General features: G+C 59.5%; 11 protein-coding genes. 4 read left to right on the top strand and 7 right to left on the bottom strand.

Annotated elements, in window-relative coordinates; all coding sequences use genetic code 11:
• Positions 1–64: 64 nt before the first annotated feature.
• Both H6B10_RS08950 and H6B10_RS08945 read right to left on the bottom strand, forming a co-directional pair.
• The gene (locus H6B10_RS08950) at positions 65–619 is read right to left on the bottom strand and encodes a DJ-1 family glyoxalase III (RefSeq protein ID WP_204651287.1); all 555 of its coding nucleotides are present in this window, start codon (positions 617–619) and stop codon (positions 65–67) included.
• A gap of 44 nt (positions 620–663) precedes the next feature.
• A complete protein-coding gene (locus H6B10_RS08945; protein WP_204651286.1) occupies positions 664–1,416 on the bottom strand; it encodes an alpha/beta hydrolase in 753 nt (250 codons plus the stop codon).
• 137 nt (positions 1,417–1,553) lie between these two features.
• On the opposite strand from H6B10_RS08945, the gene H6B10_RS08940 reads away from it, so the two are divergent.
• The gene (locus H6B10_RS08940) at positions 1,554–2,600 is read left to right on the top strand and encodes a PTS transporter subunit IIC (RefSeq protein WP_204651285.1); all 1,047 of its coding nucleotides are present in this window, start codon (positions 1,554–1,556) and stop codon (positions 2,598–2,600) included.
• A gap of 393 nt (positions 2,601–2,993) precedes the next feature.
• Here H6B10_RS08940 and H6B10_RS08935 read toward each other — a convergent pair whose 3' ends face one another.
• From H6B10_RS08935 to H6B10_RS08915, 5 genes are all read right to left on the bottom strand, one after another.
• The gene (locus H6B10_RS08935) at positions 2,994–3,992 is read right to left on the bottom strand and encodes an SGNH/GDSL hydrolase family protein (protein WP_204651284.1); all 999 of its coding nucleotides are present in this window, start codon (positions 3,990–3,992) and stop codon (positions 2,994–2,996) included.
• 20 nt (positions 3,993–4,012) lie between these two features.
• Positions 4,013–5,581 carry an MBOAT family O-acyltransferase gene (locus H6B10_RS08930; RefSeq protein WP_204651283.1) on the bottom strand — a complete coding sequence of 523 codons (1,569 nt, stop codon included), beginning with the start codon at positions 5,579–5,581 and terminating at the stop codon, positions 4,013–4,015.
• Positions 5,582–5,621: 40 nt separating this feature from the next.
• The gene (locus H6B10_RS08925) at positions 5,622–5,855 is read right to left on the bottom strand and encodes an acyl carrier protein (RefSeq protein ID WP_204651282.1); all 234 of its coding nucleotides are present in this window, start codon (positions 5,853–5,855) and stop codon (positions 5,622–5,624) included.
• On the bottom strand, positions 5,842–7,371 hold the full coding sequence (locus H6B10_RS08920; RefSeq protein WP_204651281.1) for an amino acid adenylation domain-containing protein: 1,530 nt from the start codon (positions 7,369–7,371) through the stop codon (positions 5,842–5,844). The genes H6B10_RS08925 and H6B10_RS08920 overlap by 14 nt, the downstream gene beginning before the upstream one ends.
• A gap of 183 nt (positions 7,372–7,554) precedes the next feature.
• Complete coding sequence (locus tag H6B10_RS08915) at positions 7,555–8,631, bottom strand: branched-chain amino acid aminotransferase (RefSeq protein ID WP_204651280.1); 1,077 nt, start codon at positions 8,629–8,631, stop codon at positions 7,555–7,557.
• A 195-nt stretch (positions 8,632–8,826) separates the two neighbouring features.
• Here H6B10_RS08915 and H6B10_RS08910 point away from each other — a divergent pair, with 195 nt between their 5' ends.
• From H6B10_RS08910 to H6B10_RS08900, 3 genes are all read left to right on the top strand, one after another.
• On the top strand, positions 8,827–9,486 hold the full coding sequence (locus H6B10_RS08910) for an HAD family hydrolase (RefSeq protein WP_204651279.1): 660 nt from the start codon (positions 8,827–8,829) through the stop codon (positions 9,484–9,486).
• A 128-nt stretch (positions 9,487–9,614) separates the two neighbouring features.
• The gene (locus H6B10_RS08905) at positions 9,615–10,226 is read left to right on the top strand and encodes an ECF transporter S component (RefSeq protein ID WP_204651278.1); all 612 of its coding nucleotides are present in this window, start codon (positions 9,615–9,617) and stop codon (positions 10,224–10,226) included.
• Positions 10,227–10,445: 219 nt separating this feature from the next.
• Positions 10,446–11,099 carry an NAD(P)H-hydrate epimerase gene (locus H6B10_RS08900; protein ID WP_204651277.1) on the top strand — a complete coding sequence of 218 codons (654 nt, stop codon included), beginning with the start codon at positions 10,446–10,448 and terminating at the stop codon, positions 11,097–11,099.
• Positions 11,100–11,130: the final 31 nt, after the last annotated feature.

The raw sequence follows: 11,130 nt of genomic DNA, 5'->3' as shown, positions 1-11,130 counted from the left end.
CAAGTAAGCATACAACCAAAAAGAGCCGGTTTCCCCTACGGGAAACCGGCTCTTTTGTTTGGCATTATTGGTAAACGATGGCTTTTTTGACGCGGTCGGAATCTGCCGCGCTGCCCAGCAGCCGGGCCAGGGCCAGGGCAAAGGGAATGGCAGCACCCAGGGCTTCGCCGGTAACGATGTTGCCGTCGATGGTCAGGGGCAGCCCGGTGTATTCGGCACCGGCTTCGGTAAGGGGGGCATCCATGCCGGGGTAGACCGTAGCCTTTTTACCCTTCAGAACGCCGAAATCCGCCAGAACGGTGGGGCCTGCGCAGATGGCGGCCACCAGTTTGCCGGCGGCAGCAAAATCCTGGCAGACCTTACGCACGGTGGCATCGGCTTTCAGGTTGTTCACACCCGGAATTCCGCCCGGCAGGATGCAGGCGTCATAGGCAGCATAGTCTACATTTTCAGCCAGGGCGTCGGCTACCACATGGACCTGACGTGCGCTGGTCACGGTCTGGTTGCCGCCCACGGCGGCAATGGTTACCTCCACCCCGGCGCGGCGCAGAATGTCCACGCAGAGCAGGCCCTCGCATTCTTCCAGGCCGGGGGCAAAAAAGATGACAGCTTTCGACATAAAAAACGACCTCCTTTGGTGTTGGAACTGTATGGTGGCCGGGGTTATTCCCAGCCGAACAGAAAACGGAAACAGCGGTCCAGCTGGGTGCGCCAGTCGGCTTCGCAGTGCCGTCCTTCCATCTGGAAATAGGGGTATACCGCAGCGCCTTTTTCGTTCAGAAGGCGGGTCACCGTCAGGGCATTGTCGGTGTACTCCGCCAGCTGGTGCTGCCCGTTGGCTTCGTTTTCGCCCCAGCTCAGGTAGACGCGGGTGTCGGGCCGCAGCAGGGAAATCTGCAGGTCGGCGGTCAAGGCGGGCATGCAAAGCCGCACCGACGGCGACAGACAAGCTGCTTTGCTGAACACATTGTTGTAAGCCGCTACGGCGTACAGGCTCATCAGACCGCCCATGCTGGACCCGCCGATGGCGGTGTGCAGCCGGTCCGGCAGGGTGGGGTAGTGGGCGTCGATCCAGGGCTTGAACTCCCGCACCAGCCAGCCCATATAGGTTTTGCCGGTGCCGTTGATGCCGTCGAACCAGTCGGAGCGGTAGGGGCAGTATTCTTCCAGCCGGCGGTTGCCTTCGTGGTTGCACTCCGGCGCAGCTACAATGGCCTGGGGGTGTGCGTCCAGATATTCTTTCAACCCCCAGCAGGTGCCGTAGGTGGCGGTAGAATCAAAAAACAGGTTGTGGCCGTCAAACATATACACCACCGGATACCGCTTGCCGCTGGTCTGCCAATCATCCGGCAGGTACAAAAAGACCTTGCGGTCCAGACCATAGGGAGTAATGTGGGTAATGAAGGTTTCAACCATGGCGGTCCGCACTCCTTTTAACAAAATTCATTTGTTTGTTTTATTGTACCGCATCCGGGGGCTTTTTTCAATCGGCAGGTTGCATTTTAGAGGGGGTGGTGATAAAATACCGTTAACTTGGGAGAGGGTGTGAAAACATGGAAGAAGTTCGGTCGTTTTTTAAGAAAAAAGATGTAATTTTATCGGCCCAGCGCTATGGCATTGACGCCATGGGCGCTATGGCCCAGGGATTGTTTGCCAGCCTGCTGATCGGTACCATCATCAAAACGTTGGGGGAACAGCTGGGACTGGCATTTTTGGTTTCTGCCGGCAGTTATGCGGCAGCGGTGGCAGGCCCTGCCATGGCGGCGTCCATCGGGTATGCGCTGCGTGCGCCCCAGCTGGTGCTGTTCAGCCTGATCGCGGTGGGCGGTGCCGCCAATGAACTGGGCGGTGCCGGCGGGCCGCTGGCGGTCTACCTCATCGCCATTGTGGCGGCGGAAGCAGGTAAGCTGGTCAGCAAGGAAACCCGTATGGATATTCTGGTCACCCCGGCGGTGACCATTCTGGTGGGCACCGGGCTCAGTGTGCTGTTTGCCCCGGCCATCGGTGCCGCGGCCAGTGCGGTGGGCGGTGTGATCATGTGGGCCACCGAACTGCAGCCGCTGCTTATGGGTATCCTGGTGTCGGTCCTGGTGGGTGTGGCGCTGACGCTGCCCATCTCCAGTGCGGCCATCTGCGCGGCTCTGGGCCTTACGGGGCTGGCTGGCGGTGCGGCTGTGGCGGGCTGCTGTGCACAGATGATCGGCTTTGCGGTGATGAGCTACCGGGAAAACGGCATTGGCGGTCTTGTCAGCCAGGGGCTGGGGACCAGTATGCTGCAGATGCCCAATATTCTGCGCAATCCCCGGATCTGGATTCCCCCCACACTGGCCTCGGCCATTACCGGCCCGCTGGCAACCTGTCTGTTCCGGTTGGAGATGAACGGCCCGGCGGTTTCCAGCGGTATGGGAACCTGCGGCCTGGTGGGGCAGATCGGCGTATACACCGGCTGGGTGGAGATGGGCAAGACCATCACTGCCTTTGACTGGGCCGGGCTGGTATTGATCTGTTTTGTATTGCCCGCGGTACTCAGCACATTGTTCTGCGAAGTGCTGCGCAAAGAAGGCTGGATTGCAGAGAATGATCTGAAACTGAACGCCTGAACGCATTCCGTTGACGGAACCAAAAAACGGCAGCCCTGCTGGGGCTGCCGTTTTTGCTGCTATTTTACTGCAAAAAGAAAAGCGAGACGGCCACTGCCCCGTCTCGCTTTTATAAAAGAAGGAGAAAAACAGAACGTCTTGCCGCTCGTCTATCGAACGGAACCCACCCCTCTACAAGTGGATGCCCTCCAGCTTGACCGGCAGGGCGCTCTGGTATTCTTCCTCTTGCTGCAGAAAGCGTTTCTTCAAAAAAGCGCCTTGGTACGGCTGCGCGTACCAACCGTTCCAAAGCGCCATTGCTTTCTGTGCCATTATAGTACAACATTTCGACGGCATTTGCAAGAGGATTTCATGTACAATGTGCTGTAAAATGCGTGTTAAAAGTTGTGCAACTTACACAATTCCTGCGTTCTCCCGTACCCGGCTGTCAATATCCGGCAGCAGATCCCGGTAACTCTGGGCGTCAATGTCCCAGGTTTCGTATCCGGGCTGGCCGCGGTGGTCTTCCAGGGAATACTGTTCCAGAAGATACTCCCCCAGGGCCGCGGTGACCTTTTGGGCACCCAGCCAGTTCAGGTGGGTGCCGCCGTCGGCGGTGTCGGTGGTCCAGTCGATGCCGGGATTGTATTCGGCCATGTTGAAGTCCAGGTAAGGCACACCGTTTTCTTCGGCAAAAGCAGCAACGCCGTTGTGCCGGGCCAGATTCCAACCTACGGCGGCGGGTACCGTGACCAGCAGCACTTCGCTGTCGTGGTCGGCACACAGCTGCAGGATGCGCTGCATATAGAACTTGACCAGGAAGGGGATGGATTCGCTGGCGCCGGTATCGTACATATAATCGGTGTTGGGGCGGCCGGCCACATCGGTAATGGGGGTGTAGCCTTTGTTCACATCCCGCCAGCTGTAGTCTTTTTCGGTCAGCAGGTTGTCCGGCCGCAGGTATTTCCAGTTGTCATGGAAGCGAAGCAGCGGCAGCAGCTCGTCGGCAATATCTCCCAGGGCGCTCTGCATGGTGCTTTCGCTGCTCTTTTTGGAGTAGGCCGGGGCGGTACACAATACCACCACCCGCGGGTTCTGCTCCTCGTAAATTTGCTTCAGGCGATAGTACAGGTTGTACATGGACATCCACCCGGCTGCATAGGTGTAGCCGGTGATGCCGTACTCATCGTACCATTTCATGGGGGCAATGCCCTGGGCGGCGTTGGAATCCCCCAGAACCAGTACATCGATGGTGTCAAAGTCTTCGCCCAGGATGCCGCCCGCTGTGTAGCCTTCCAGATACCGGTTGGACTGGGGCATCAGGTAATGCCCCACGGCCAGTACCAGCATCAGCAGCACCAGCAGGAACGCGGTGATCCGCAAAAGGTTTTTTTGCCAGGTTTGTAAAGACATAACGGTAAACTCCCACTTTGTCAGAACTGCGCGTAGATAAAGGCGGCCGGGTCATAGTTGTCGCCGTAGGCGCCAAAGATCATGACCGCCAGCATGCCGCCGCAATAGACGGCCCAGCGCAGCGGCAGCGGCTGCCGTGCAATGGACTCCCGGATGGCAACCCCGCGCTCATGCAGCAGGTCCACAACCAGCAGCACCACGGCCCCGATCACCAGCACCCACAGGTCCTGTACGTCCAGCTTGATCAGCAGGCTGCCCTCGTAGGGGCGCAGCAGGCTGGCCAGCATATCCAGGGCGGCACGGGTTCCGTTGGAACGGAACAGCAGCATGCCGAAGTTGACCAGCACAAAGGTGCGCACCATCTGCCACAGTTTGTACCAGCGGCAGGTGCGCCACCGGGCCAAGCCGGGGCAGACGCGCAGCAGGGTAGGCTCAGCCAGTTCTCCCAGCCATTGCAGCAGGAAGTAGTACAGGCCATACACCACATACAGCCAGCCGGCGCCATGCCAGAGGCCGATGGCCAGCCAGGTCAACAGCAGCCCGGCCCATACCGGCATGCTGCGGCCCAGGGCTGCACCAAACCGGGTGCGGCACCATTTGCCGAAGCGCATCATGGGCTTGCTGACGATGACCGGCTGGAACAGGTATTCCCGCAGCCAGGCACCCAGCGTGATGTGCCAGCGGCGCCAGAATTCGCTGACACTGCGGGCGAAGAAAGGCTGGCGGAAGTTTTCGGCGAGGGGCACCCCGAAACATTCGGCGGCGCCCAGGACCATATCCATGCAGCCGGAAAATTCGGCATACAGCTGCAGCGTATACAGCAGGGTGGCAACCAACACGGCAGCACCCGAGTATTTGGTCCAGTCGTCAAAAACGGCTTTTACATACATGTTGGCCCGGTCGGCGATGATGAGCTTTTTCATCATGCCCCACAAAATCCGCTGCACACCAAAGGTGAAGGCGCGGTAGTCGGGCTTGGGCGGGTCCAGCAGCGCCGGGGAGATCTGCCCCCAGCGGTCAAAGGGGCCCTCCACCACATGGGGCCAGAAGCTCAGGTAGAGCAATACCTGCCAGTAGTGAGTTGCGGGCCGGGTAGTGCCGCGGCGCACATCGAACAGGTAGCTCATGGCCATCAGGGTAAAAAAGCTCAGACCCACAGGCTGCACAAAACTGGGGGCGCTGACCTGCAGCGCAAAGGGAAGCTGAGCCAGCAGGCTGTTGAGCGAGCGGACCAGAAAGGGCAGGTACTTCAGCCAGATGAGCAATCCCAGCAAACCGGCCACGCCGGCAGTGACCAGTCCCTTTTGCAGGGCGGTAAACTGCTTTTTGGCCGCTTTGCGGGCGGCGGGGTCCAGGGCCGGGGCCGTAGCGGCCTGCAGCTCCTGCAACCGGCCCAATCCCAGGCCCAGCGCCCAGGTAAGGGCCGCGGCCAGCAACAGCCAGACCGTGTAGGTGCCGGCCATCAGCCAGTAAAAAATCAGGCTGCCGCCCAGCAGGGCCGCCGGGCGGTACCGCTGCGGCAGCAATGCCCAGGCTGCCCAACACAGGGGCAGAAAGATACATAAGTACGGAAAAGAGTTATAAGCCATAGACAAACTCCCTCAGGGTGGAAAGTTGGTGCCTTCCGGCTCAGTCCTCCAGTCGGTTGACCAGTTCCAGAATGGCGTTTGCGGTGTGGAAATTTTCTTCTTTCAGGTCCAGGGGGCTGATCTCCAGGTCGAATTCTTCGGCCAGGGCCATCACCACGGACATAATGTCCACCGAATCCAGTACGCCGGTGCGCACCAGTTCGGCATCCGGTTCCACCTGGATGCCGGGTTTCACTTCCGAAAGGATCTGCAGGATCTCATCAATGGTATGCATGGTTTTCGTCCTCCTTGCATTGTTCGCGCAGTACAGCGCGGTCGATTTTTCCGTTTTGGTTCTGGGGCATTGCTTTCAGGCGGCGGTATACGGCGGGCTGCATATAGGCAGGCAACCGCTGGGCCAACCGGGTGCGCAGGGCTTCGGTCAGGTCCCGCCCGGCGGTGAAAAACAGCACAAGGCGGTCCCGGGGGGCATCGTATACGCAGGCACAGCTTTGCAGCCCTTCCTGCCCGAAAGCCGCCGTTTCGATCTCGCCCAGTTCAATGCGGTAGCCCATGTGCTTGATCTGATTGTCGGCCCGGCCCATGTATTGCAGCAATCCCTCTTCATCATACCGCACCAGATCGCCGGTGCGGTAGATCGTTTCGGGGTAATGGGGCTGCAGCGGATTGGGGCAAAAGCGGTCGGCGGTTTTGTCGGGCATATTGTAATACCCGGCTGCCAAAAAACTGCCCCGGGCGCACAGCTCGCCCACTTCGCCGGGGGCGGCGGCCTTGCCGTCCGGGGTCAGCACCAGCAGACCGCAGTTGTCACAGGCACGGCCGATGGGCAGCGGTTCGTCGTCGGCAAAGTCCCGGTCTACGATGTAATAAGCGCAGATGTCGGTGGTTTCGGTGGGACCGAACAGGTTGGCGAAAAGGGCGGTGGGGTAATGGGCCCGCCAATAATTCAGGTAGGGGGTGGGCATGGTTTCGCCGGCAAACAGAACGGTGCGCAGCGGCGGCAGTGCCGTATAATCCAGCGCTTTCCAGCGCACCACCCCGCCCAGGGCCGAAGGCACCCAATACAGGGTATTGACGCCATGGGTGGTCAGGTAGTCCAGCAGCTGCACCGGGAAGGAAAACAGCCGTTTGGGCAGGATCTGAATCTGGGCGCCGGTGCGCAGCGAGGTGTACAGGTCGGTCACCGACATGGAAAAGTAGAAGGGAGTCTGGTTGCCGAACACGGTGGTTTCGTCAATGCCGAAAGTCCCGGCTGCCCAGGCGCTGTAAGCCAGCACAGCGCGATGCTGTACGGCCACCCCTTTGGGGGCGCCGGTGGAACCGGAGGTGAACAGAACGTAGGCAAGATCGGTATCGATGGCTTCCGCCCGCAGGGTCTGCAGTACAAAGGGTTCCGGCGGCTGGGCCAGCCCGTCGGCTACACCCAGAATCGGGCAGTTCAGGCCCAGGGCCTCGGCAGCGGCCCGGTGGGCTGCGTCGGTCACCAGCAGGGCCGGTTCCAGCTGGTCTGTAATGCGCCGCACCCGCTCCGGCGGCTGGGCGGTATCCAGTACGGTGTAATAACCGCCGGCGGCCAGGGTGCTCAGCATAGCCAGCAGACAGGGAACTTCATGGTCCAGGTAAAGAGCTACCGGACGCCGCTGTACCTTGTGCCGGGTCATGGCAGTGCCGATGCTGTGTACAGCCAGCCCTACCTGGTGCCAGGTCAGGGTGCCGTGTTCGTCACCGAACGCCGGGCGGTCCTGCCAGCGCTGCACGGTGGAATCCAGCAATTCCAGAAGATGTTTCATAATGCTTCCTTTTTATACAACGGGAAAAGGTCGGTTTTCCGCTCCGCGGAAGGCAGGGCGGTCGCTACCAGTATACCATATTTTCCGTTAAGAAAATGTAAAGAAATGAAGAAAAAGCGCGCGGGACGGAGCTTTTCACCATCCTGCGCGCTTTTTATCATTACATTTTACGAAAAAACGGGTTTATTGCGCCTCGACGGGAACCGTCCAGCCCTTGGTATCGGGCAGTTTGCCCCACTGGATGCCGGTCAGCGTGTCGTACAGTTTCTGGGTCAGCTCGCCAATCTTGCCGCCGCTGATGTGGGCTACCTTGCCCTCCCAGTCCAGTTCCTTGACGGGGGAAACAACCGCTGCGGTGCCGGTGCCAAAGACCTCTTCCAGCTTGCCTTCGTCGGCAGCCTTCATGACGTCGGCAATGGCCAGCTTGCCCTCGATCACTTCGTAACCCCAGTCCTTCAGCAGTTCGATGATGGAACGGCGGGTCACGCCGGGCAGCACCGTGCCGGTGCAGGCGGCGGTGTAGATCTTGCCGTCGATCTTGAACATAATGTTCATGGAACCGACTTCCTCAACGTACTTCTTCTCTACGCCGTCCAGCCACAGCACCTGGCTGAAGCCCCGTTCCTCGGCCAGTTCACCGGCCTTGATGGATGCGGCGTAGTTGCCGCCGCACTTGGTGAAGCCGGTCAGGCCCGGAGCAGCACGGATGTATTCGTCTTCCACGTAGATGCGCACAGGGTCCAGACCCTCGGCATAGTAAGCGCCGGAAGGCGAGCAGATGATGGCAAAACGGTAATGCTTGGCGGCATGCACGCCCAGGCCTACGTCGGTGGCAACGCAGAAGGGGCGGATGTACAGCGAGGCACCGTCCGAATGGGGGACCCAGTCACGGTCCACATCCACAATGGCCTTTACGGCCTGCACAAAATCCTCCGGCGGAATGGGGGGCATGCCCAGACGGTCGGCAGAATCATTGAAGCGGTTGGCGTTGCAGTCGGGGCGGAACAGCTGAATCTTGCCTTCGGCGGTACGGTAGGCCTTCATGCCCTCAAAGATTTCCTGGGCATAATGCAGTACCGTGGTGGCCGGGTCCATCTCCCACGGGCCGTAGGGGACGATGCGGGCGTCATGCCAGCCCTCGCCCTCGGTATAGTCCATCAGGAACATGTGGTCGCTGAAAATTTTGCCAAAGCCAAGTTTGCTTTCGTCCTGCGGCTTCGCTTTGGGCGCAGTCGTTTTGGTGATCTTGATGTCCAACATGATTTACACTCTCCCTGTTATCTCAATGCCGCCAGGCGGGCCGCCGCACAGCAACCCGGAAGCAGTTTAGACAATTATAGCGCTCTAAAGCGGTAAATACAAGCCCTAATTTGCACAGCGGCGGTTGCGGGAAACAAAAAAATGCGGTACAATGGGCCTGTACTTTGAGGATGATCGGGAAAGGATGGCACCTTTATGATAAAAGGCGTGATTTTTGATATGGATGGCCTGATGTTTGACACAGAGCGCATCTGGGATACTTTCTGGGAACCTGCCTGTGAAGCACTGGGCGTACCCATGCCGGAGGATACAGCGGCCTTTTATGCCAGCGGCCGGGGCCTGGCCGGGCAGTATCTGGTGGAACATGTGCAGAAATACTTCCCCCAGATTGCCCCCCGCAAAATGCTGGACAAGGTCTGGCAGATCGGCGAAGCGCGTTTTGCCCAGGGCGTTCCCTGCAAGCCGGGCCTGAAGGAACTGCTGGCGACCCTGGAAGAAATGGGGATGCCCCGCATTGTGGCCAGTTCCAGCCCCCGCAATATGATCGAACAGAATCTGCAGACCACCGGCACGGCACGGTATTTCCACGATATCGTCTGCGGTGCGGATGTGCAGCACAGCAAACCGGCGCCGGATATCTTTCTGGAGGCGGCCCGCCGCCTGGGCCTGGACTGCCATGACTGCCTGGTGCTGGAGGACAGCTTCAACGGTGTGCGTGCCGGGCATGCAGCCGGTGCGGTGACGGTGATGGTGCCGGACCTGGCCCAGCCGGACGAAGAGATCCGTCAGCTGTATAATGTTTGCTGCCATGACCTTTTTGAGGTGCGGGAGCTGCTTCTGGCGGGAAAACTGTAAGAAAAAATCAACCGGCCGCTTGTATCGCGGCCGGTTTTGCGTTATACTGTGGATTGGCAGCCCCCGTGGCTGTACATTTGCGCTGTACTCCCGAGATGTAGGAGACGGCAGCAGGAGGAAAATTGAATATGAAAAATCGTACCAACGTCCGTTGGCTTACCCAGCTTGCGCTGCTGGTGGCCATCTTGCTTGTGCTGAACTATACGCCGTTGGGCTACCTGCAGATCGGCCCCCTGTCGGCGTCGCTGCTGACGGTACCGGTTGCCATCGGCGCTATGACCATGGGCCCCACGGCGGGGGCCATCCTGGGCGCGGTATTTGGTGCAACCAGCTTCATCCAGGCGGTGGAAGGCAAAAGCGCTATGAGTGCGGCACTGTTCAGCGCCAGCCCCTTGGGCACTTTTGTGGTCTGCGTGGTGGCCCGTGTGCTGATGGGCCTGTGTGCGGCGTGGATTTTCCGGGCTTTGCGCAAGGTGCTGCCCAAGCAGGAAAAGTTCTGCTGCTTTGCGGGCGCACTGGCGACCCCGGTGCTGAACACCGTGTTCTTCATGGGCTTTTTGGTATTGCTTTTTTATAACATCGATTATGTGCAGAACCTGGCACAGACCCTGGGGGCCGATAACATCTTTATGTTCATCGTGCTTTGCGTAGGTGTGCAGGCGGTGGTCGAGTGGGTCATCTGCTGCCTGGTGGCAGGGGCTGTTACGCTGCCGGTGCGCAAATTCCTCAAATTGAACTGACATTGTGTTCGGGGGCATTCCCGGACTGTACATTCTCTCTACACTGTACCGCCTCGCATCCGCAAGGATGCGGGGCGGTACAGCTTTTTACAGGCGGCCTCTTGTGGCTTTGCCAAGGGCGGGATACAATAATAAATAACAGTAAAAACAGCGGATACCCGGAACCATGCGCTCCCCCGGATAGGGGGCGCACGGTTCCCCAAAAGGAGGAAAACAGCCATGAAGAATGAACAGGTCGTAACCGCCGCTCAGATGAAAGCCATAGAGCAGGCAGCCAATGAGAGCGGGCTTTTGTACATTCAGATGATGGAAAATGCAGGCCGGGCTGCCTGGGCAGAACTGGCCGGGCGTTTTCCGCAGCCGGGCAGGCTGCTGGTGGTGGCCGGAAAAGGCAACAACGGCGGCGACGGTTTTGTTATGGCGCGGGTGGCGGCCAAGAGTGGCTGGCAGGTGACGGTCTGGCTGGCAGAAGGAGAACCCCAAACGCCGGATGCCATCACCAACCGGGAATTGCTGCGCACACTGCCGGTTACGGTTCTGCCTGCGGAACAGTGCCCTGATTCCCGGGGATGGAACGCGGTGGTGGATGCTTTGTACGGTACCGGTTTCCACGGCGCACTGCGCCCGGCGGGGCAGGCTGCCTGCGGACTGCTGAACCAAAGCCGGGCGGCGGGCGCCTTTTTACTGGCAGTGGATTTGCCCAGCGGCGTTTGTGCCGATACCGGCGTGGCGGCCAATGGGGCGGTACAGGCTGATCTTACGGTAGCGTTTGACAGCAGAAAACCGGCCCACACGGCACCGGAAGCGGCGATATTCTGCGGCGAGGTACGGCTGGCGGATATCGGTATTCCGGAAGAGTGCCACCGGATATAAAAAACAGAAAAGGGCTTCCCTCAGTGAACGC

It is taken from the genome of Gemmiger formicilis (assembly GCF_016901605.1).
In the GTDB taxonomy this organism is placed as follows: Bacteria; Bacillota; Clostridia; order Oscillospirales; family Ruminococcaceae; genus Gemmiger; species Gemmiger formicilis_B.
The sequence above is the reverse complement of the archived record's forward strand: the minus strand, read 5'-3'. Positions and strand labels throughout refer to the sequence as shown.